General features: G+C 70.4%; 21 protein-coding genes. 16 read left to right on the forward strand and 5 right to left on the reverse strand.

Annotated features, from left to right (window positions below; translation table 11 throughout):
- Positions 1 to 261: 261 nt before the first annotated feature.
- Positions 262 to 459, forward strand: a complete 198-nt coding sequence (gene ccmD, locus ACRWK7_RS14120; protein ID WP_431856883.1) for a heme exporter protein CcmD — start codon at positions 262 to 264, stop codon at positions 457 to 459.
- Between the two features lie 88 nt (positions 460 to 547).
- On the forward strand, positions 548 to 958 hold the full coding sequence (locus ACRWK7_RS14125; protein WP_431856884.1) for a bacteriohemerythrin: 411 nt from the start codon (positions 548 to 550) through the stop codon (positions 956 to 958).
- Between the two features lie 137 nt (positions 959 to 1095).
- On the opposite strand, the gene ACRWK7_RS14130 is transcribed toward ACRWK7_RS14125, so the two are convergent.
- Entirely contained in the window at positions 1096 to 3237 is a 2142-nt protein-coding gene (locus ACRWK7_RS14130; RefSeq protein WP_431856885.1) for a methyl-accepting chemotaxis protein, read from the reverse strand.
- A 278-nt stretch (positions 3238 to 3515) separates the two neighbouring features.
- On the opposite strand from ACRWK7_RS14130, the gene ACRWK7_RS14135 reads away from it, so the two are divergent.
- A complete protein-coding gene (locus tag ACRWK7_RS14135) occupies positions 3516 to 4097 on the forward strand; it encodes a YceI family protein (RefSeq protein ID WP_431856886.1) in 582 nt (193 codons plus the stop codon).
- 83 nt (positions 4098 to 4180) lie between these two features.
- On the opposite strand, the gene ACRWK7_RS14140 is transcribed toward ACRWK7_RS14135, so the two are convergent.
- The 4 genes from ACRWK7_RS14140 to ACRWK7_RS14155 all read right to left on the reverse strand — a co-directional run bounded on the left by ACRWK7_RS14140 (position 4181) and on the right by ACRWK7_RS14155 (position 9448).
- Complete coding sequence (locus ACRWK7_RS14140; RefSeq protein WP_431856887.1) at positions 4181 to 5998, reverse strand: tetratricopeptide repeat protein; 1818 nt, start codon at positions 5996 to 5998, stop codon at positions 4181 to 4183.
- A gap of 8 nt (positions 5999 to 6006) precedes the next feature.
- Complete coding sequence (locus tag ACRWK7_RS14145; protein ID WP_431856888.1) at positions 6007 to 7590, reverse strand: spermidine synthase; 1584 nt, start codon at positions 7588 to 7590, stop codon at positions 6007 to 6009.
- A 459-nt stretch (positions 7591 to 8049) separates the two neighbouring features.
- Positions 8050 to 8646: a lytic transglycosylase domain-containing protein gene (locus ACRWK7_RS14150; protein ID WP_431856889.1), complete on the reverse strand. Its 597-nt coding sequence runs from the start codon at positions 8644 to 8646 to the stop codon at positions 8050 to 8052.
- A 172-nt stretch (positions 8647 to 8818) separates the two neighbouring features.
- A complete protein-coding gene (locus tag ACRWK7_RS14155; protein WP_431856890.1) occupies positions 8819 to 9448 on the reverse strand; it encodes a DUF4136 domain-containing protein in 630 nt (209 codons plus the stop codon).
- Positions 9449 to 9954: 506 nt separating this feature from the next.
- Here ACRWK7_RS14155 and ACRWK7_RS14160 point away from each other — a divergent pair.
- From ACRWK7_RS14160 to ACRWK7_RS14220, 13 genes are all read left to right on the forward strand, one after another.
- Positions 9955 to 10791, forward strand: a complete 837-nt coding sequence (locus ACRWK7_RS14160) for a cytochrome c3 family protein (protein WP_431856891.1) — start codon at positions 9955 to 9957, stop codon at positions 10789 to 10791.
- A 78-nt stretch (positions 10792 to 10869) separates the two neighbouring features.
- Positions 10870 to 11865, forward strand: coding sequence for a peptidylprolyl isomerase (locus tag ACRWK7_RS14165; RefSeq protein WP_431856892.1), 996 nt, complete (start codon positions 10870 to 10872; stop codon positions 11863 to 11865).
- A 31-nt stretch (positions 11866 to 11896) separates the two neighbouring features.
- A complete protein-coding gene (locus tag ACRWK7_RS14170; RefSeq protein WP_431856893.1) occupies positions 11897 to 13705 on the forward strand; it encodes a hypothetical protein in 1809 nt (602 codons plus the stop codon).
- Between the two features lie 145 nt (positions 13706 to 13850).
- Entirely contained in the window at positions 13851 to 14297 is a 447-nt protein-coding gene (locus ACRWK7_RS14175) for a c(7)-type cytochrome triheme domain-containing protein (RefSeq protein WP_431856894.1), read from the forward strand.
- Positions 14294 to 15355 carry a c(7)-type cytochrome triheme domain-containing protein gene (locus ACRWK7_RS14180; protein ID WP_431856895.1) on the forward strand — a complete coding sequence of 354 codons (1062 nt, stop codon included), beginning with the start codon at positions 14294 to 14296 and terminating at the stop codon, positions 15353 to 15355. Before ACRWK7_RS14175 ends, ACRWK7_RS14180 begins: the two co-directional genes overlap by 4 nt.
- Positions 15356 to 15368: 13 nt before the next feature.
- Positions 15369 to 16262, forward strand: coding sequence for a hypothetical protein (locus tag ACRWK7_RS14185; protein WP_431856896.1), 894 nt, complete (start codon positions 15369 to 15371; stop codon positions 16260 to 16262).
- Between the two features lie 90 nt (positions 16263 to 16352).
- Positions 16353 to 16922 (forward strand): c(7)-type cytochrome triheme domain-containing protein, encoded by a 570-nt coding sequence (locus tag ACRWK7_RS14190; protein WP_431856897.1) that lies wholly within the window; start codon positions 16353 to 16355, stop codon positions 16920 to 16922.
- A complete protein-coding gene (locus ACRWK7_RS14195) occupies positions 16922 to 18118 on the forward strand; it encodes a hypothetical protein (RefSeq protein WP_431856899.1) in 1197 nt (398 codons plus the stop codon). Before ACRWK7_RS14190 ends, ACRWK7_RS14195 begins: the two co-directional genes overlap by 1 nt.
- A complete protein-coding gene (locus ACRWK7_RS14200; RefSeq protein WP_431856900.1) occupies positions 18115 to 19185 on the forward strand; it encodes a 6-bladed beta-propeller in 1071 nt (356 codons plus the stop codon). Before ACRWK7_RS14195 ends, ACRWK7_RS14200 begins: the two co-directional genes overlap by 4 nt.
- Positions 19185 to 20213 (forward strand): cytochrome c biogenesis protein ResB, encoded by a 1029-nt coding sequence (locus ACRWK7_RS14205; protein WP_431856901.1) that lies wholly within the window; start codon positions 19185 to 19187, stop codon positions 20211 to 20213. Before ACRWK7_RS14200 ends, ACRWK7_RS14205 begins: the two co-directional genes overlap by 1 nt.
- Positions 20206 to 21003, forward strand: a complete 798-nt coding sequence (locus ACRWK7_RS14210) for a cytochrome c biogenesis protein (RefSeq protein ID WP_431856902.1) — start codon at positions 20206 to 20208, stop codon at positions 21001 to 21003. Before ACRWK7_RS14205 ends, ACRWK7_RS14210 begins: the two co-directional genes overlap by 8 nt.
- On the forward strand, positions 21000 to 21614 hold the full coding sequence (locus tag ACRWK7_RS14215) for a tetratricopeptide repeat protein (protein WP_431856903.1): 615 nt from the start codon (positions 21000 to 21002) through the stop codon (positions 21612 to 21614). Before ACRWK7_RS14210 ends, ACRWK7_RS14215 begins: the two co-directional genes overlap by 4 nt.
- Position 21615: 1 nt before the next feature.
- Entirely contained in the window at positions 21616 to 22140 is a 525-nt protein-coding gene (locus tag ACRWK7_RS14220; RefSeq protein ID WP_431856904.1) for a TlpA family protein disulfide reductase, read from the forward strand.
- Positions 22141 to 22144 lie beyond the last annotated feature (4 nt).

Genomic DNA, 22144 nt, shown 5'->3' on the forward strand with positions numbered 1-22144 from the left:
AGCGTCATCAAGATGGGCGGGCCGGCGATCGCCGGGCCGATGCTGTGGCCGCTGCTGGTGATGGCGCTGGCCTTCACGCTGTACTTCGTCACCGTCGCGCTGCTGCGCGTCAAGGCCGAGATCATCGGCCGCAAGGTACAGACGCTGCGCTTCTCCGAGGCGCGCGGCTGACGGCTTGCTTTCGATCAAAGCGCACGGCCAAGCTGTGCCGTAAGCAGTGGGCACGATCTGAAACGCCGAACGGACAGGAGCAGGGGAGCCATGACCGAGTTCTTCGCGATGGGCGGCCACGCCGCGTACGTCTGGCCCGCCTACGCCGTGGCGGCGCTGATGATGCTCACCGTGCTGGCATCGACGCTGCGCGGCCTGCGGGCGCGCGAGGCGACGCTGAACGCGCTGGAGAGCGGCCGCCCGGCCCGCCGGCGCGGGCGCCGCACGGTCGCCCAGAACGCCGTCTGACCACCACCACACCGTCGAGCCGGACCGGGGTGCGGCGCCCGCCGCGGCCCGGTCCGGCATTTGCCGTTTCGGAAAGGAAGGCTCCACGATGGAGGGGACCGTCGCGCCGCTCGAATGGACCGAGGCGCACGCCGTCGGCGACCCGGAGATCGACGAGCAGCACCAGCAGCTCTTCGAGCTGTACAACCGCGCGCTCCACGCCCTGCAGGCGAACCCGGGGCAGCTGACGCCGGGGGCGGTGCTGCAGGCGCTGATCGACTACACCGACTACCACTTCGCCACCGAGGAGGCGGTGATGGACAGCGCCGGCTATCCCGGCCGCGCCGAGCACGTGCGCGAGCACAAGGCGCTGCTGACGGTGGTGTCGGACTTCGTGGTGCGGGTGGAGGCGGATCCGCGGGTGCTGTCCGACGTGGTCGGCCTGCTGCGCGTGTGGATCCAGGGGCACGTGCTGTGCGCGGACCGGGACCTGGGGGCGTTCCTGAAGGGGCGGTGGTAGCACGGCCCCTCCCCCGCCTCCGGCGGGGGAGGTTAGGAGGGGGCAGCGGCGTTTCGGGAAGACCGTAGCCCCCACCCTCCCGCGCTGCGCGCGGGGCCCTCCCTCCCCCTGCTCCGCAGGGGGAGGGCTTGATGAGATCACCCCCGCACCGTCCGCAGGAAGCGTTCGACCTCGGTGCGCAGCAGGCCGGACTGTTCGGTCACGCCGTGCGAGGCGGACAGCACGTTCTCCGCCGCGCTCTCGGCGTCGCTCGCCACCGTGCTGACCTTGGCGATGTTGGCGGAGACCTCGACCGTGCTCGCCACCGCCACCTGGGTGCTGCGGGCGATCTCCAGCGTCGCGGTGTGCTGCTGAACCACGGCGGCGGCGATGTCCGCCGCCACCTCGTCGATGCGGCCGATGATGGCGCCGATGTCGGTCATCGCCGCCGTCGCGTCGCCGGTGGCCGCCTGGACCGAGGCGATCAGGTGGCGGATCTCGTCCGCCGCCCTGGCGGTCTGGTTGGCCAGCGCCTTCACTTCGCTCGCCACCACGGCGAAGCCCTTGCCGGCCTCGCCGGCCGAAGCCGCCTCAATGGTGGCGTTGAGCGCCAGGATGTTGGTCTGGCCGGCGATGCGGTGGATCAGGCTGACCGCCTCGCCGATCTTCTGCGCCGCGCTGTTCAGCGACTGCACGTTCGCCTGGCTGGAGTTGGCGCGGTCCACCGCGGCGCGGGCGATGCTGGTGGACTGCGAGACCTTGGCGTTGATCTGCTCGATGGAGGCGGCGAGGCTCTCGGCGGCGTAGGCCGCGGTCTGCACGCTGCGCGTCGCCTCCTCGGCCGCACCCGCCACCACGGTGGACAGCCTGCTGGTCTGGTCGGCGGTCTGCGCCATGGACTGCGCGGTGTACTCCAGCTCGGTCGAGGAGTTGGCGACCGTCTCGACCACCTGGTTCACGCTCGCCTCGAAGCGGTCGGCGAGCTGCTGCATCATCTGCCGCTTCTCGACCTCGGCGCGGGCGTCGTGTTCCTTCTGCTCCCGCTCCAGGCGGCGCATGGCGATGGTGTTGTCCTTGAACACCTCGACGGCGCGGGCCATGCCGCCGATCTCGTCGCCGCGCGCGGTGCCCGGGACCTCGGCCTCCAGGTCGCCGTGCGTCAGGCGGTCCATGGCGCCGGTCAGGCGCTGGATCGGGCGGCTCATCAGCGTGCCGACGCCCAGCCCGGCCAGCAGCGTCAGCACGGCCGCGCCCAGGCCCATCAGCAGCAACTGCCGTTCGAGCTGGTTGATGGTGGCGAACAGCTCGCTCTCCGGCAGCAGCACCAGCGCCGACCAGTGCAGGCCCGGGAAGTCGTTGGCGCCGTTGGAATGCGCGTAGCCCAGCGCCTGGGCGCTGCCCTTCATGGGGTGTGGCGACTGCGTGGCGCCGCTGTCGCCCTTGAGGACCCTGGCGACCGGCTCGGCGCCGGATTCCTGCCACGGTGCCTTGCCGAGCGCCGCGGGGTTGCGGCGGGTGGCGCCCTTGGCGCGGGCCTCCGGATCGAAGGCGGCCAGCGTGCGGCCCTTCTGGTCGAGCAGCACGATCTCCGTCCCCGGCATGCCGCCGGCGGAGAGGTGCTGGTAGGCGGTGGCGAGGATGTCGTCCACCACGCCGAAGTCGGCGAAGTTGACCCACACGGCGATCGGCTTGCCGTCCTTGTCGCGCACCGGGGCGGCGAAGGCCAGGCTGTAGCCGTCGGAACCGTGCAGCCTGGCGACCTCCGGCACGAAGGCCGGCGGCTCCACCACCGTGCCGGTCAGGCCGTTGCGGCCCTGCAGGAACTCGCCGGCCACCGCCTTCTTCAGCCAGGGGGCGTCCTTGAACTGGTGGTCGTAGAGCCACAGCGTGTCGAGCGGCTTGCCGGCGCCGTCGATGTTCGGCACCGCCAGCACCTTGCCCTGCGGATCGACCAGGGCCATGAGCTTGTAGACGCCGTAGACGCGCATGTAGGCGTTCATGGCGTCGGTCAGCGGGTTCGGGTAGTCGGGTGTGTTGTAGTACGCCTTCACCTGGGTGGCGCGGTTGAGCGCGAAGGCCTGCACGTCGGCGTAGCGCTGCAGCAGGTTGCGGTCGATGGTCTCGGTGAGCTGCACGGCGGCGTCGCCGGCGCGTTGGAGGCCCATGGCGCGGAACTGCCCCTCGCTGCCGACGACGCTGACGAAGCCGCCGATGGCCGGCATCGCCGCGAACACCAGCAGCCATCCCGTCAGCTTGACGCGGATGCCGCCCAGCAGCTTGCGCAGAACTCCGGTGCGCATGACCGTACCCTCCAATTCGATCAGTCGGGGGCATGTCTGCAAAATCCGGTGCAGTTTCCGGAGCGCCCGGAAAAATCCCGGAGGCGTTTAGGAATACGCGGGCATGCGGGCGCGAGCGTGCGGGACGGACCTCCCATTCCCGGGAATGGCGGCGGGCGCTTCCCGGCATCGGGAAGCGGCGGGCCGCCGCGGCGCGGATCGGCGGGCGCGCGGCTCTGGCCCACCGCTTGCACAGGAAGGAGCACCAACGCATTTCCGCCCATCGCGAGAGCCACCCCATGAAGACCTTCGCTTCCGCCCTGCTGCTGGCCGGCCTGTTCGCCGGCGCCGCCACCCCCGCGCTGGCCCTGGACAGCTACAAGCTCGACCCGGCGCACGTCAGCGTCGTGTTCAAGGTCAACCACCTCGGCTACTCGAACCTGTGGGGCCGCTTCAACGCGGTGTCCGGCGCCTTCGCGCTCGATCCGGCGGACCCGGCCAACAGCAAGGTCGAGGTCGTCATCAAGACCGAGAGCGTCGATACCAACCACCAGAAGCGCGACGACCACCTGCGCTCGCCGGACTACCTGAACTCGGTCGAGTTCCCGGAGATGAAGTTCGTCAGCACCAAGGTCGAGAAGACCGGCGACAAGGCCGCCAAGGTGCACGGCAACCTTACCATGCTGGGCGTCACCAAGGCGGTGGTGCTGGACGCGGTGCTGAACAACGCCGGCGCCCATCCCTTCCGCAAGGAGGTGCAGATGGCCGGCCTGTCGGCGACCACGAAGATCAAGCGCTCGGATTTCGGCCTGACCTATTCGGTCCCGGCCATCGGCGACGACCTCGAACTGTTCCTCGAGATCGAGGGCGTCAAGCAGTAAGTCCCGTTACCGGTTCGTTGTTCTCCTCCCAAGCAAGACTTCACGGGCCCATGGCGACATGGGCCCGTTTCTTTTGTCCGGTGTCAGTCGCGGGTGCGGAGAAGCCATTCGGCGCGCGGCAGCGCCGCGGCGACCGCGGCCAGCACGGCGGGCCAGTCGCCGGCGCGCGGCTGGCGGAACAGGCGGGCCGAGGGGTACCAGGGGGTGTCGGCGCCCTCCAGCCCCCAGCGCCAGTCCGGCACCGCCGGCAGCAGCACCCACACCGGCACGCCGAGCGCTCCGGCGAGGTGGGCCGGCGCGGTGTCGACCGAGATCACGAGGTCGAGCCCGGCCATCGCCGCCGCGGTGTCGGCGAAGTCCGTGAAGCTCGCGCCGAGGTCGGGGACGCCGGGCAGGTCCTTCGCCGCGGGGCCGACCTGCAGGGAGACGAAGTCGATGTCCGGCGCGCCGCGGACGAGGTCGGCGAAGAGGTCGGCGGGGATCGAGCGGTTGGCGTCGTTGCGGTGCCCGGCCGCCCCCGCCCACACCAGACCGACGCGGCGCCGGTCGCCGCGCGGGGCGGCGGGCGCGCTCAGGTAGGCGGGCGCCGCCGCGTCCTCGGGGGCAAGGCGCAGCAGGTGCGGCAGGCTCATCAGCGCGGCGTGGTGGTCGGTGCGCGGCGGGGCGTCGGCGCGGGACACCACCTGCCGCACGCCAGCAAGGCCCTGGAGCAGGCGGACCAGCGGCGGCTGGACGTGCAGCACCACCTCCATGCCGAGTCTGGCGACGTGGCCGGCGAAGCGGGCGAACTGGATGGTGTCGCCCAGACCCTGCTCGCCGAACAGCAGGATGCTGCGGCCGGGCTTCGGTTTGCCGTTCCAGGGCTGGGAGGCGCGGTAAGAGGGCAGGGGCTCGCCGCCGCTGCGCTTCCAGCGCCATTCGTACCCGGCGAAGCCGCCGGCCCAGTCGCCGGTCAGCAGCTTCAGCAGCGCGAGGTTCCAGTGCGCGTCGGCGTGCGCCCCGTCGTGCATCACGGCGTCCTGGTAGGCCGCCATCGCGTCGGTGAGCGCGCCGCCATCCTCGTGCAGCGTGCCGATGTTGTAGTGCACCGTCGCCATCGCCGGGCACAGGTCGCGCGCCTTGCCGTAGGCGGCCAGCGCGTCGGCGGTGCGCCCCTGGTCCTGGCGCAGGCTGCCCAGGTTGTTCCAGGCCGCGACGCTGTCCGGGTCGAGGTCGGTGGCCCGCAGGAAGCAGGCTTCCGCCTCGGCCAGCCGGCCGCGGGCCTGATGCAGGTTGCCCAGCGCGATGTGCGGGCCGGGATCGCCGGGCAGGAGCCGCGCCGCCCCGGTCAGCGCCGCGACGGCCTCGTCGTCGCGGCCGAGCGCCGCCAGTCCGGTGCCGCGGCGGGTGAGCGCCTCGCCGTCGTCCAGGCCGTCGAGTGCGGCGAGGGCGTCGGCGGTGCGGCCCTGCGCGGCCAGGGCGTCCGCCAGCTTGAGACGCGGCTTGGCGGCGTCGGGGCGCAGGCCGAGGGCGCGGCGGAACGACGCCTCGGCGTCCACCGGGCGCCCCTGGGCGAGCAGGACCAAGCCCATGGTGACGTGCGCCTCGTAATGGTCCCTCTTCAGCGCGATGGACTGGCGCAGCGCCGCCGCCGCCTGATCCAGCCGGCCCAGGTCGTACAGCACCGCGCCGAGGTTGGCGTGCACCTCCGCCCATTTGGGATTGAAGCGCAGAGCGCGGCGGATGCAGTCCACCGCGAGGTCGCCGTTGCCGCGCTTGTGCTCGACCAGCCCCATCAGGTGCAGGGCGTCGGGGTGTTTGGGCTGGAGGCGCAGGACCAGCGCGTAGCCCTCCGCCGCCGCGTCGAGGCGTCCGGCCTGATGGTGGGCGATGGCGGCGTGCAGGGTGTCGGCGACGGTCACGGGCGGCCTCAGTTCAGCAGGATTTCGGCCGGCGTCTGCCGCAGCAGATGACGGCGGAAGGCGACCTGGAAGTCGGTGCCGACGCGGCTCCAGGCGTTCGCGTCGTCGGTCAGCGGCGCCAGGCCGGCCAGCGTGGCGTCGCCGGCGGCGATGACGCGGCCGTTGCGCAGCGCCCGCACGAACACCGGCCGCAGGTCGTCCGGCAGCCCGTCGGTGCCCACCGCGCGGCGGTCGAGGGGCGCGGTGCGGCTGGCCAGCAGGTAGCCGTTGCTCAGCTCCGCCCCGGTGTCCTCCGGCAGGAACAGCACGCGGCCGAACACGCGGGTCATGGTGGCGATCAGCAGCCGCTGCGACAGCGGGTTGCCGGTGGCGAAAAAGGTGTTGGCGGCGACCGCCCCGCCCGGCGTCAGGCAATTCGCCAAGTCGGTCATGAACTCCAGCGTCACCAGATGCTCGGGCATGCCGTCGCCGTTGAAGAGGTCGACCAGGACGATGTCGTAGGGCTCGGCGCAGCGGCGCACGAAGGTGCGGGCGTCCTCGGTGTGCACGCCCACCGCCCCGGCGCGGAAGCCGAAGTGGCGGCCGGCCACCTCGACCACCTTCGGGTCGATCTCCACCACGTCCACGCTCACGCCGCGGGCCGCCAGCGCCATCGGCACGAACCCGGCGCCGAGGCCGAGCACCAGCGCCCGCTTCGGCGCCGGCACGGCGCTCAGCGCCAGATTCTCCAGCGCGTAGGCGAACAGCGCGTCCGAGCGGCCGTCTGCGGCCATGGCGTTCTGCACCAGTCCGTCCCGCAGCAGGGCGCGCACCGGCGCCACTCCCGCCGGGTCGGCGATGGACACCACCTTGAGCCCGCCGAAGGCGGAGGGTGCCTCGGCCAGCACGGTCCAGGTGTTGCCGTCGCCGTCGCGGGCGGTGCGGACGGCGCCGCCCGGCACCTCGGCCAGCAGCCCGGTCGACACCAGCCCGACCGCGCTCAGCACGGCGAGCGCCAGCCGGTGCCGGCGGGCCAGCGGCCCGTCGCCGCGGCGGCGCAGCAGACCGGTCAGCGACAGCGCCGCCGCCAGCAGCAGCACCGCATCGCGGTTGCCGGCGTAGGGGATGATGAGGAAGGCGCAGACCAGCACGCCGGCCACCGAGCCGATGGTGCTGACGAAGAAGACCCAGCCGGAGCCGCCGTCGTCGCCCGCCGCCGCGTCGCGGTTCAGCGCCACCAGCAGCGGGTTGAGCGCGGAGAGCAGCAGCAGCGGCCCGGACAGCAGGATCAGGCAGGCGACGAAGCTGCCGCCCAGCAGGTCCCACAGCGCCAGCGGCCGGAAGACCGCCGGGTAGAGCCGGCAGGCGGCGACCAGCCACAAGGCCGATAGCCCCGGCGCCAGCTGGAACGCGAGGTCGAGCCTCGGCCGCGCCCACACGCGCGTCAGCCGGCCGCCGGCCGCGTAGCCAAGCGCCAGGAACAGCAGCGTGATCGACAGGATGCTGGTCCAGATGAACAGGCTGACGCCGAAGTACGGCGTCATGATGCGCGACGCGATCAGCTGGAGCGCCAGGATCGTTCCGCCGGTCAGGAAGATGATGAGCGGCCGCATGCCCCGGTCACCCGGCCGTCGGGGCTGGTGCGATGGTGTGGTCCATGGGGATCTCCGCGCGGTCGTGGGCGCGCGGAGACATGCAAGCGGTGCGCCGGCCGAGTGGAACAGTTTGGAACACCGTGGAACAGTGTGCGGGGGCTGTTCAGTTCACGTCCCCCGGCTGCGCACGGACACCGGGCTTCTATGACTATGATCCTATACGGTCGGGGCGCGTCTGGCAAGCGGACGCGACAGGGCAGTCGCTTGAAAGCACCTCCTTTGATGCTGAGCGCCCTCGTCCGTTTCGCTATGCCATCGTGAACCAACAACAATTTTCCGTTATCCCCGCCTTCGCGGGGATGACGGTCTGGAAAGGAAACGAGCGCCGGGGGACGCCGCCGGTCGCTTAAATCAGCGCCTATGCGCCTTCGCGGGGATGACGATGAGAAGGCGTGTGCGCCTACCCGGGGGACGACCTCAATCCACCGCCGCGCCGCCGTCCGGCCGTTCCGCCGTCTGGACGGCGGGCAGGCCGCGGGACAGCGTCGCGACGTAGGCCTGCGTGCTGCGCGGCAGCTTCTGGCGGCCGGCCAGCACCGCTTCGTAGCATTTCGGGCCACAGTTGTAGGCGGCGAGGTAGCCCGGGGAGCCGAAGCGGTCGTACAGGGCGCGCAGGTACGCGGTGCCGGCGAGGATGTTGTCGCGCGGGTCGGCCGGGTTGCGGCCCAGGCCGTGCCGGCCGCTCAGGCCGCGGTAGGTGTCGCGGGTCACCTGCATCAGACCGACGGCGCTGCCGTTGCGGGCCTCGGCGCGACCGCCGCTCTCGTGGCGGATCACCGCCTGGATCACCGGTTCGGGAATGCCGAAGCGCAGACTGGCCTCGCGGACCAGCGGCGACCATGGGTCGGTGGAGGGCCGGGGCGCCGGAACCGCGGTCACTGTCGGCGCGGGCCGCAGCGGCGCTTCGAGGCGGGAGGCGGGGAGGGTCTGCGCGCAGGCCGTCAGGGCCGCGCCGAACGCCAGGGTCAGCGCGATGCGCCGGGGCCGCACTGGCGAAGAAAAAATCGCGTACATCGCATCACCGAAGTGAACGTGCTTGCGTGAAGCACAAATGCCACTTCCGCTTTTGCAAGGCAGAGGCCAGAAACGGCGCCGCTGTTGGCGGCGCCGTTTCTGGCCTGGAAATGCGGGGTTTCTTGAGTTTGGGGGCGATTCTTCCCGGAAGCGGGAACGTGGCCGCGCGTGATTACTTTGATTTGTTGCCGCAGCAATCGGGCGTTACAACGACCGTGCGGGTCTCGCCGTTCAGGCCGGGGAATTCGGTGAACAGCGCGGCGATCAGTGGCGGCACCACCTCGGGCAGGTTGCGGTTGACGCCCTCGCTGTAGGCGCGGGCCTCGAACAGCTTCACCGGCGGCGCGGCCTTCTTGCGGGTGTCGGTGACGCTCAGCTCGACCCAGCGGGTGAAGACGGTGAAGCTCTGGATGTCGTTGGTCACCGGCGGGACGTAGCAGTCGAACGGTGGCATCACGCGCGCGCAGTTCTGACGCTGCCAGTAGGTGTCGCGCCCGAACAGCGGCGTGGTGACCAGCTCCGAGCGGCCGTTGTCGACGCCGTAGCGGAACTCGACCACCAGGTCGGCCGGCTTGCCGGGCGCGGCCGGCTTGTATCCGGCGGACACCATCTGGCCGGCGACGGTGCCGGCGTAGGTGTCGAACTCCACGCTGCCCCTCTGGTCCTGCTGCGGCTGGATGGCGAACGTCTCGCCGGCCGGGGGCAGGTCGCGGTGGAAACGGGTGACGGTGGCCGAGAAGTTCTGCGTTCCGCACCCGGTGACGGTCAGCGCGAACAGGAGCAGGAGGGCTTTCTTCATCATCGGGGGTCTCGCTGGAGCGGAAGCCTTATCGGCAGTGTGCCCGTTCGGCCGGCCGCGGGGAACGGCGGAATGCGGCGACGGCGGCGGGAAGCGGCGTGCGGAAACAGTGTCCCCGGCCCCGCCCGCCGCGGTCGAGCCGCGGCATGTCCGGGGGATGCCGGTCTCGATGGTGACGGCGCGGCGGGTGTGCCGCTCCTGTCCGCCGGATAGTGCGTCCGCGGAGGGTGCGTTCGGCCGCGATGTCCGGAGCGTTCACCGTGGTTCTCCAAGCCGGGTCGGCGCGGGTCCGCGGTGCAACACCCGGGCCAACGATTTCGGCCAGGGAACTCCCATCGGAGGTGCCCGAAACATCCCGAATCCGGGAGGGGGCTTCCCGCATTCAAGACGCCGGCGCGCCTCCACACCGGCTGAAACGGGGAATCACGGTCCTCCAGGGTCTGGCACGGGGCATGCACTTCCGCCCGTCAGGACACCAAAGACCAGAACGGCTTGGAGGAGTGACTACAATGAAACGCCTATCGTTCGTTCGCGCAGCTACGCTGATGGCGGCGACCGCTGCGGTCGTAACGGGTCTGTTCGCGGCGTTTTCGGGCTCCGCCGACGCCGCCGGCCTGACGGGTATCCGCAGCACGAAGCACAATCTGTCGAAGGACGGTCCGGGTATCAACAAGACCACGGACGTCGGCGAGATCTGCGTGTTCTGTCACACCCCGCACGGCTCGTCCTCGACGGCGGCGGCGCCCCTGTGGAACAAGAAGGTCGCCGACCCGGCGTCCTTCTCGGGCAAGATGTACAACTCGCAGACCTTCGACGCGGTCGATACGGTCGGCTTCATCAGCTCGTCGGTGTCGCTCGCCTGCCTGAGCTGCCATGACGGCTCGCAGGCCATGGATACGGTGCTGAACGCGCCGGGGTCGGGCGGCTACAACGCCAACGGTGCGACCTTCGCCGCCGGCTGGCAGGGCGCCAACCAGAACTCCGGCAAGATGACCGGCCTGGCCTGCCTGATGTGCGACGGCGATCTGAAGAACGACCACCCGGTCGGCATGGAATACGCGAAGTGGCAGGGCAACACCGGCGCCAACCTGGATGCCGACTTCAACCAGGCCTCCAAGATCGTCAAGGGCGGCAACAACATCTGGTACGTCGAGTCCGGTGCCGCGTCGCTCGACCCGGCGGCCCGCGACAAGCAGGACATGTTCCTCTACACCCGCAACGTCAACGGCACCGACAAGCCGTACGTCGAGTGCGCCAGCTGCCACGATCCGCACTCCGACAACGCGACCTTCCTGCGCATCCCGAACACGAACAGCCAGGTGTGCCTGACCTGCCACACCAAGTAGGTCGCGTCCCTCAGCACGTGTCCTGACATCCGGCCGGACGGCATACCGCCGCCCGGCCGGAATCGGAAAGGAAATCCAATGAAGCACGGTCTGCTTCTGGCAACCTGGATCGCCTCCGCGGCGGTCCTTTTGCCGACGTCGCTCCCGGCCCAGGGCATCGAACGCTCGCCCGAGGCGGTCATCGCCAAGGTCAACGCCGAGCCGATCACCCTGATGGAACTGGAAACCGTGCTGTCGCGTTCGGCGCGGGCCTCGTTCTATCACGGCCAAGTCAGCCCCGAGCGTCTGGCCGAGCTGCGCCAGAAGGTGCTGGGCGAGATCATCACCGAGCGCCTGGTCCTGGCCGAGGCCCGCAAGCGCGGCATCGCGCCGGACGAAGCGGCCGTGGAGGCGCGCATCGCCGCCTTCGAGCAGCAGTACAAGGACAGCCCGCAGTGGCCGCAGATCCGCGAGCAGGCGCTGCCGCAGCTGCGCGCCAAGATGCGCGAGAACAGCATGCGCGCCAGCCTGGAGGCGCAGGTCCGCGAGGTGCCGGCGCCGACCGAGGCGCAGCTCAAGGCCTTCTACGACAAGAACATCCCCTCCTTCACCGAGCCGCAGCGCACCCGCGTGTCGGCGATCCTGCTGAAGGTCGACCCGTCCGCGCCGCGCGCCACCTGGGACGCCGCCAAGCAGGAGGCCGAGCGCATCCGCACCCGCCTGCTGAAGGGCGAATCCTTCGCCGATCTGGCGGCCATGCATTCCGCCGACCCGTCGTCGAAGAACGGCGGCGACATGGGCTACCTGCACCGCGGCATGCTGGCCAGCGAGGTCGAGGAGTCGCTCGACAAGCTGCCGGTGGGCGAGCTGTCGGAGCCGATCCTGATGCTGCAGGGCTACGGCGTCTTCAAGATGACCGAGCGCAAGGCGCCGCAGGTCCGCAAGCTCGACGAGGTGCGCGAGCGCGCCGGCGAGCTGTACCGCCGCAACACCGGCGACAAGCGCTGGAGCGAGATGACCGAAAAGCTCCGCCGCGAGGCGAAGATCTGGATCGACGAGCCCTTCAAGCCGAAGCCCTCCGCCGCCCGGAACTGAGCGCGGCGGCATCGCCAAGGGGGCATGAGCCATGCGCCCTCTCCTGCACAGCGGCTGCATCGTCCTCGCCGCCATCCTTGCCCGCAGCGCCGCCGCCGAAGACCTGGTTTCGGGCTTCGAATGGCCGGCGCTGAGCTGGAACGGCGCGACGAGCTATACGCTCTCCTCGGCCCGCGCGGCGGGCGAGAGCGGCCGCACGATGCGGCAGTCGGTTACGCAGACCCTGGAAGGCGCCACCTACGTCTACGCCCCATGGCTGGCGGGGGTGACCGGCACGCTGAACGTGACCAAGGCGGTGGGCAGCTCGACGGGCGCCAGCGAAAGCTCGCTGATGCTGACCGGCAGCGCCGCGCTGAGCATCCTGCCGCGCAGCCTGTACCCGGTCGAGATCACCTACAACCGCACCAACAGCTCGCTGAGCTTCGGCACCAGCAACCCGGCCGACGTCTCCGGCGACACGCTGTCGATCCAGTCGCGCATCCTGTCCTTCGACCGGACGTCCATCGGCACCACCATCAACGTCTCGCGCATGCGCTCCGACGACGGCTTCCAGGAGAGCTACAAGGAAGCCGACGTGAACGTGAACCGGTCCTTCGACAAGGACGACCTGAACGTCCGGTTCACCTACCGCGACCGCGACTTCAGCCGCCCGGACGGCGACAGCGAGCTGGGCCGCTCGGCCAGCTTCTCCTGGCGCTACCGCTCGGTGCCGTTCATCGACGTCACGACCGAGAGCGTGACGACGATCCGCCACACCACCCTGGACAGCACCAGCTACAGCGAACGCAGCCTGGTCTTCCAGGGCGTGTCCACCGCGCTGTGGCGGCCGAAGGAGCTGCCGGAGCTGGGCGTCTCGCTGGCGACGCGCACCTACAGCGAGAACGGCGAGGCGGTCTACCGCGACACGAACCAGCGCCTGCAGAACGTCTACAAGACCGCCTTCGTCGACCTGGCGGCGAGCTACCTGTTCGCCCCGCGCCTGATCGGCAACATCGGCGTCGATGGCGGCTACGACCAGCGCCAGCAGCAGACGCTGGCCGCGGTGGCGTCCGGCAACTCGGCCATCCGCTACGGCGGGCGCACCAACCTGACCTACTCGTCGCCGACCGAGCAGATCCTGGGGGGCCTCGACTGGAACTGGAGCACCTCGGCCGGCGTCACCTACCGCTACTCCAGCTTCGGCACCACCCACACCGAGACGGTCAACGCCAGCCACGGCGGCCGCTACGCGCTGGAGCTGCCGTTCCTGGAGACGCCGCTGCAGCTCAGCGTCAACCAGTCGGTCGGCACCGGCTATTCCGACGCCGGGTACCTGTTCAGCCTCGGCCACGCGGTCTCGCTGGGCCGCACGGCGCGCGAGGGCAAGAACTGGGACTACGCGCAGATCTCCATCAACGACACGCGCGCCTTCGGCACCGCGGCCACCGACGGCCAGCTGCTGAACATCATGTTCACCCGCGGCTACGATCCCGACCGCTTCACCAGCCTGAGCGGCACCGTCACCTACCAGATCGCCCGCTTCCGCTCGGCCAGCGGCGAGGCGGTCGCCACCGACTCGCTGGGCGGCAACATCAGCTTCCGCATGATGAACGTCTTCGGCATGGACCGGCTGAACTTCACCTCCGACCTGTCGCTGGAGCCGCCGTCGATGTTCCGCTCGGAGCGCTCCTACTTCTCCGCCTACCGGCGCGAGGAGGACATCGGCTTCGGCACGCAGCGCTGGACCAACCGCCTCGACTACACGATCGGCAAGCTGCGCACGAGCCTGATCGCCCGCATCATGAACAGCCCCAAGGGAATCGGCGAAAGCTTCTTTTTCCAATTGGGGAGAGCGTACTGACCGCTTTTCCCGTTTTTGGCAAGCGGGCCCGGACGGCGGCGGTGGCGGTGGCGGAATCCAGGGTTTCCAAGGCATCCACAATTCGGCTCGGGTCTTGCAATGGGGTGCTCCGGGGCGCGAATGCCCGTTCGCCCAGGAGTTCGTTATGCTGAGAAGGTTCCTTGCCAAATGGCGCCTCGCCGCCGCGCTGCTGGTCGTGGCGGTCGCCGGCGTCCTGGCGACGGCCGAGATCAACGAGGCGAAAGCCGAGTACGGTGACGTCGTCATCAACAACTATTCGGACGCGGCCGGCATGCGGCCCGCCGTGTTCCCGCACTGGTTCCACCGCATCCGCTTCCGCTGCAAGGTGTGTCACGGCGACCTGGGCTTCCAGTTCAAGGCCGGCGGCAACGACATCACCATGCTGAAGATCTTCGACGGCCAGTTCTGCGGCGCCTGCCACAACGGGCAGATCGCCTGGTCGGTGGAGAACTGCACGCTGTGCCATTCCGGCAAGCCCAACACGCCGACGAAGGTGCACAACAGCACCATCGACCGCCTGGTGACGCCGCCCAGCAAGGCCGGCCAGACGCCCGCGGGAGGTGCCAAATGAGCCGCATGAACACCCCCAGCATGAGGGCTTTGGGCGCGCTCGGCGCCGCGCTGGTGCTCAGCCTGTCCCTCGCCGTTGCCCCGGCGCAGGCGCAGGACGGCGCCAACAAGTTCAACCGCCTGATGAAGTCCTCGGTCGAGAGCAACGCGCCGCCGACCTCCGACGGCATCCACGACGCCACCAACGCCGGCACCGGCGCCCTGCAGCCGCCCAAGGAAGCCTTCGGCGAGCTGCCCAAGGGCAACTCCGGCAACAAGGTCGATTGGGTGAAGGCGCTGCGCTCCGGCGCGGTGTTCCCGCGCGTCGACAAGGAAGGCACCAAGACGCCGAAGCAGACGATGGACCTCGACATCATCCGCGAGGTGAAGGGCTCCATGCCCGACGTCGTCTACCCGCACCTGGCGCACACCGAGTGGCTGGACTGCGCGCAGTGCCACCCGAAGATCTTCGTGCCCAAGAAGGGCGGCAACCCGATCAGCATGGCCGCCATCCTGATGGGCCAGTACTGCGGCGTCTGCCACGGCAAGGTGGCGTTCCCGGTTTCGGAATGCTCCAAGTGCCATTCCAAGCCGAAGTCGAACGCCAAGATGGCCATGTCGCACGCCTCGCGCGACAGCGCGGACGAGCCGGCCCCGGTGGTGACTCCCGCCGCCGCCCCGGCCGCCCCGCCGGCCCCGGCGCCGGCCGTCGCCGCCGCTCCGGCCGCGGCTCCCGCCGCCCCGGCCAAGCCGGCCGCCCCGGCCGCGACGCTGACCAAGGATCAGCTGATGACCAAGGGCAAGGCCGTGTTCCTCGACAACTGCGCCGGCTGCCACGGCGAGAACGGCGAGGGCCAGCCCGGCACCTTCCCGGCGCTCAAGGGCTCCAAGGTCGTGCGCGGGCCGATCGACAAGCACATCAAGACCGTGCTGAACGGCGTCGAGAACACCGCGATGCCGCCGTGGGCCGAGAACCTCAACGACGAGGAGATCGCCGCGGTGATCACCTTCAAGCGCAACTCGTGGGGCAACAACACCGGCGACGTGGTGCAGCCCGCCGCCATCAAGGCCGCGCGCTAAAAGGAAGAACAACATGAACGTGCTCTTGAGACTGGGCGGCGCCGTCGCCGCCGCCTTCCTCGCGATGGTCCTGGCCTGCTCGCAGCCCATGGCCCAGGCCGACAAGCGCGTGCCGGTCACGCCCTCGACGACCGAGCAGAAGGCGAAGTTCGTCACCAACCTGGTCAGCCACTCGGTGGCCAGCAAGACCATCGAGTCCAGCGGCGACGACGCGGCCAAGAAGGCGCTGGCCAACTCCCGCGCGCTGGTCGAGGCGGCCAAGCAGGACATCGCCAACAGCAAGTACGAGCAGGCCGACGCCAAGCTGAACCAGGCGGTGGACGGGGTGATGAACCACTCCCGCCGCCTCTCGGAAGGCTCGGTCAAGGCCGACCGCGCGCAGGAGGTCTACGCCAGCCGCGTGGCCTCGGTGAAGGCGTTGATGGACGCCTACACCCGCGTGGCCGAGGAGAAGAAGCAGGCCGGCAAGGCCGCCGAGCGCAAGGCGGCGATCCAGCAGACCCTCAGCGAAGCCGAGGCGATGGCCGCCAAGGGCAACAAGGAGGGCGCGCTGGTGGTGGTCGAGCGGGCCTACACCGCGGTCAGCAAGGAGGTCGCGGCGCTGCGCGACGGCGACAAGCTGACCAAGACGCTGAAGTTCGACTCGCCGGCCGACGAGTACGTCTACGAGATCGACCGCAACGACTCGCACTTCTTCCTGCTGAAGCTGACGATCTCGGAGAAGAACCCGGATCCGATGATCCTCAAGCAGGTCGAAGACCTTCGTGGCAAGGCCCAGGGCATCCGCAACGATGCCGAGGCCCGCGCCAAGAAGAACGATCACAAAAAGGCCATCGACGAGCTGGGCCAGTCCACGGATATCCTGATCCGCGCGCTGCGCATGGCGGGAGCCTACATTCCCGGTTGATGGGCCCGGTTGATGGGCCCGGCTGATCGGGGTCTTGCCAGGGAGGGCGGAGGGTGCCGCGCATCGTCCGCCCGCCTTTTGAGAGGCATCATGCGTCGCTATCTCACCATCGTCGCGCTCCTGGGCGCGGTCCTGTTCGGCGGGACGGCGCTCGCCCCCGCGGCGGAGAAGGCGCCGGCCGCCCAGCCGCCGGCCCAGTGGCAGCTGCACCCGCCGCTGGGCGCGGAGGGCATCTACGACCCCTCCAACCCGTCGCTGTCGGTTCTACAGGCGCCGCAGGAGGCGCTGGGCGTGCTGCCGCCCAACCCGACCGGCGGCAACTACGTCAACTGGGTGGACGCGCTGCGCCGCGGCGCCATCAACCCGCGCAAGGGCGTGCAGCCCGACGCGCAGATGAACGTTGTCGACATGAACGTGCTGATGACCCGCACCGCGTCGATGCCCAACGTCAAGTTCCCGCACCGCGAACACACCGAGTGGCTCGCCTGCACCAACTGCCATCCGGCGATCTTCCTGCCGAAAAAGGATGGCAATCCGGTCAACATGTACTCCATCCTGAAAGGCGAGTTCTGCGGGGTGTGTCACGGCAAGGTGGCGTTTCCCGTGACGGACTGCTTCCGCTGCCACAACACGCCGCAGGACCCGCGGAGACTGAAGTGATGCCGTCCGGCGGACATTTCGCCACACTTGCCCCCTCCCTAACCCTCCCCCGCTGCGCGGGAGAGGGAACTCCGCCGTCTTCCCCCTCCACCGCGCAGCGGGGGAGGGCTGGGGAGGGGGCAAGACGCGTTGCGTTTTTCGGCTTTGCCATCGCCGCCACCCTCCTTCTCGCCGCCTGCCAGTCCGCGAAGAGCCCGGCCGACGCGCAGCGGCAGTGGCGGCTCTATTCGGTCGAGCAGGCCGGTGGCGGCGGCGGCAAGCGGCTCATCCCCTTCACCACGCTCGACGGCTATCTGGCGCAGACCGGCGGCGGCCTCGGCTCGGTGGCGCGAGCGATCACCGGGGCGTCCGACCTCAATCCGCTGGTGCGCAACCCGGTGGCGGTGGCGGCCGGCGAGCCCGGCGTGTTCATCGTCGATGAGGCGACGCAGTCGCTCTACCGCTTCCGCTGGCGGCCCGACCAGGCCAAGGACGGGCTGCCCGGCGCCGACTTCGCGCACCTGCGCACGCTGACCGAGCTGGACGAGCCGACCGACCTGCACCTCAGCCAGCTCGGCGACCTCTTCGTGTCGGACGGCAACGGCAAGAAGGTCGTGCAGTACGACAAGGACGCCGAGAAGATCAAGGTCTTCAAGGACGAGGAGAACCTCAACCGCCCGGTCGCGGTGACCACCGACAAGCGCGGCCTGCGCATCTTCGTCGCCGACGGCCTGTACGACCGCGTGGTGGCGTTCAATCGCGCCGGCGTGTCGCTGTACGGCATCGGCGAGCGCGGCGACGGCGACGGCAGCTTCCGCAACATCCGCGCCATGATCCAGGGGCCGGACGGCCTGCTCTACATCGTCGACGGCATCAGCCGGCACATCAACGTCTTCGGCCTGGACGGGTCGTACATCGCGACCTTCGGCAAGGAGACCTTCACCGACCCCGGCGGCATCGCGGTGGACGACGACGGGCGCGTCTACGTCTCCGACGGCTTCAACCACCGCATCCTGATCTTCGCCAACCGCCGGCTGGTCGAGACCTACGGCAAGCCGGGCCAGGGGCCGGGCGAGTTCCAGAGCCCCGGCAACCTCGCCTACCACCAGGGCCGGCTGTACGTGGTGGACCGGCAGAACGCCCGCGTCCAGGTCTTCCGCGTGGTGCCCGAGGAGCAGGCGCGCCAGCGCACCGCGGCGGGGGACGCGTCCCAATGAGTGGAGAAATGAAGGTCGGCACCACCGTCCTGCTCGCCGCGCTGCTGCTCGCCGGCTGCGCCGGGCCGAAGCTGGCGCCGACGCTGGCGCCCGCCGGGCAGGCCAAGGTCTGGCCCGACCCGCCGGAGACGGCGCGCTACGCCTACGCCGGCACGCTGATCGGCGAGAACGACTTCACCACCGACACCGCCGCCACCTCGCGCAACACCGCGCTGAAGATCGCCGAGTTCATCACCGGCGCGCTGTTCGGTCAGGCGGCGCCGGTGGAACTGCAGCGCCCGGTCGCCGGCACCGTGGATGCGGAGGGCCGCGTCTACGTCGCCGACATGGGCCAGCAGGCGGTCATGGTGTTCGACATGCCCGCCAAGAAGTTCCTGCGCTGGAGCCAGGCGACCGACGAGCAGGACTTCGCCGCCCCCTCCGGCGTGGCGCTGGACGGCAAGGGCGGGCTGTACGTCACCGACACCAACCTGGGCGTCGTCGTCCACCTCGACCGCGCCGGCAAGCCGCTGGGCACCTTCGGGGCCGGCGAGATGGCGCGCCCCACCGGCATCGCCCGCGACCCGCGCACCGGGCGCCTGTACGTCACCGACACCGCGCGCCACAAGGTGCTGATCTTCTCGCCCGAGGAAAAGCTGGTCGACACCATCGGCGCCCGCGGCCACGACGCCTACGAGTTCAACTTCCCGACCCACATCGCGATCGCCGGCGACCGGCTGTACGTCGCCGACACGCTGAACTTCCGCATCCAGGTCTTCTCGCTGGAGGGCGACGGCAAGCAGGCCTTCGGCCAGATCGGCCTGACCGTCGGCAACATGGCGCGCCCCAAGGGCGTGGCAGTCGGCGGCGACGGGCGCGTCTACGTGGTCGAGTCCTACTACGACCACCTGCTGGTCTTCGATCCGCAGGGGCGCTTCCTGCTGCCCATCGGCGGCACCGGCAAGGAGGACGGGCAGTTCTACCTGCCGGCTGGCGTGTGGACCGACGCGCAGAACCGCGTCTACGTCGCCGACATGTTCAACGGCCGTGTCGCCGTGTTCAAGGAACTGACGCAGGGGATGGAGTGATGGGCGCCGCCATGCTCGGCCGTCCCCGCGCGCGGGCCGCGTTCCGCCTTCCGTCCGCCGTGGCGCGGGCGCTCGGCGCGCTGGCGTCGCTGTGGTGGACGCTGGCGTGGATGGGGGTGACCGCGGCCATCCTGGCGCACGGGCTGGCGACCGAGGCGATGGACGCGCGCTGGCTGGCGCTGCCGTGCGGCGGGCTGTTCGTCAACCTGGCGGCGGCGCTGGTCACCAACGAGAAGCTGCACCGGCAGCCGGGGCTGCTGGTCTTCCACGTCGGCTTGGCGGTGCTGGCGCTGGCCGCGGCGGGCGGGCGGCTGACGGCGATGACCGGCTCGGTCGAGGTGACGCAGGGCGGTGCCTTCGATCCGGCGCTGGTCAACGCCAAGGCCGGGCCGCTGCACCCCTGGGCCCTCGGCAAGATCACCTTCGTGCAGGGGCCGTTCCGCATCGACTACGACGCCGGATTGCAGCGCCGGCACACCAACAGCACCGTCTTCGTGCCCACGGCGGGCGGCGGCTGGGACGAGGTGACGGTCGGCGACGATCGGCCGCTGAAGATGTTCGGCTACCGCTTCTACACCACGCCGAACAAGGGATTCGCGCTGCTGCTGACGCACATCGGCGCCGACGGGCAGCGCCGCACCGGCGCGGTGCATCTGCCCTCCTACCCGATGCACGACTATAAGCAGGCCAACAGCTGGGCTATGCCGGATGGGCCGGAGCTGGAGCTGTGGCTCGACCTGCCGACGCCGGTGGCGACGCCGGAGCAGCCCTGGAGCTTCCGCGTGCCGGACGACGCGACCCTCGTGGTCGGCCTGGGCGCGCGGCGGCACGAGTTGAAGCCGGGGCAGGAGGTGCGCATCGGCGACGCCCGCCTGCGCTATGAGGAGCTGCGCGCCTGGATGGGCTACACGGTGTTCTTCGACCCGACGCTGCCCTGGCTGGCGGCGGCGGTGCTGGTTGCCTGCGCCGGGTTGGGCTGGCACGCGGTTGCGAAGATCCGCGCCGTGGCGGGGGATGCCGATGCTTGAGGACTGGACGCTGTTGGGCGCGATCGCGCTGTACGCGCTGGCCGCGGTGCTGGCGGCGATCGAGGCGCGCCGCGGCCGGGTGCTGCCGGTGCCGGCCCTGGTCGGCATGGCGCTGGTGGTGCACGCGGTGTCCATCGCGCTGCGCTGGCAGCGGCTGGGGCACGGGCCGTATGTCGACATGTTCGAGGCGCTGTCCAGCAACGTCTGGAGCCTGCACGCCGTGGCGCTGGCCGGCGTGCTGCTGATCCCGCGGTTGCGCGGGCTGCTGGCGGCGGTGCTGCCGGTGCTGCAGGTCCTCGTGGTCTGGCTGCTGACGGTGGAGGCGCAGGACACCCTGTTCCCGGTCACCTACGACACGCCGTGGCTGCCGGTGCACGTGCTGCTGGGCAAGGTGTTCCTCGGCGTCACCGTGGTGGCGGTGGGGGGAAGCGTCGTCATCCTGCTGCGCCGCTGGACGGGGTCCGGCTTCGCCGCGCTGCCGTCCACCAAGCTGCTGGATGAGATCAACTTCCGCCTCGTGCTGCTGGCCTTCGTGTTCGAGTGCCTGATGCTGGCCGCCGGCGCCGTGTGGGCGCAGGACGCCTGGGGGCGCTACTGGAACTGGGACCCGCTGGAGACCTGGGCGTTCCTGACCTGGCTGGCGGTCGCCGGATACCTGCACCTGCGCGTCACCCGCAAGCCGCCGCCGGAGGTGTCGGCCCTGGCCATCCTCGCCATCTTCGTCGTCGCCTTCGGCACCTTCTTCGGCATGCCGTTCGTCTCCGTCGCGCCGCATAAGGGAATGATATGAGAAAGACCCCGCGGACCTCCTGGATCCTGGCCGGCGTCGTCGTCGCCGTGACGGCGGTCGGCTCGTTCATCCTCGGGCTGACGTCGGAGGACCGCGGCGTGGTGGTCGAGGCGCCGCCCGCCCCGGCGTCCGCCCCTGCGCCCGCTTCCGGGCCGGCTCCGGCCGCCGCCCCGGCGCCGGGCGACGACGCCTTCCGCGACCACTTCACCGCCGGCGTCGAGTACCTGCGCCAGGGCCGCCCGCACGAGGCGCTGGTCAGCTTCAACGCCGCCAGCCACCTGCGCCCGCACGTGCCGGAGGTGTTCGTCAACATCGGCTTCGCGCAGGCCACCATGGGCAAGCACGGCGACGCCGCCGAGGCCTTCGACAGGGCGTTGCAGATCAAGCCGGACCAAACCAACGCCTATTTCGGGCTGGCGGTGGCGCTGGAGGGGATGGGCCGGCTGGAGGAGGCGCTGGGCGCCATGCGCACCTTCGAGCACCTGACGCCGCGTGAGGACGAGAAGTTCCGCGTGCTCGCCGCCAGCGCCATCTGGGAGTGGTCGGCGACGCTGGAAGCCCGGCGCGCGGAGGCCCGTCCGCCGGACGCCGAACCCAAGGAGGGCAACTGACATGGACCGCCGGAGCTTCCTGGGGGGTGCCGCGGCCGTCGCGGCCGGCGTGCTGGCGGGGTGCCGCGAAGACCGGGTCGCGGAGGCGCCGGCGGTCGACCTGCCCGGCGACCTGCGGATGGTGCGCCTGTTCGAGGAGGGGGCGGACACGCTGGCCGACTTCGCCGGCAAGCCGCTGCTGATCAATGTCTGGGCCACCTGGTGCCCGCCGTGCCGGGCGGAAATGCCGTCGCTGCAGCGCCTGTCGCTGCGGCTGGCGGCGCGCGGCGGCCTGCTGATCGGCCTGTCGGAGGACGCCAACCCGTTCCCGGTGCGCGAGTACCTGCGCAGCCAGGGCTTCACCTTCGCCCGCCACATCGACCCCGACCACGAAACGGCGCGGCGGCTGGGGCTGGCCGACTACCCGACGACGCTGGTGGTGGACGCCGCCGGCCGGTACAAGACGCGCCTCGTCGGCGCCGCCAACTGGGACGACCCGGCGATGATCGCCACGCTGGGCAAGCTGATGGGCCTGCGGCTGGGGTAGGGGA

This window comes from Azospirillum sp., from assembly GCF_050789165.1.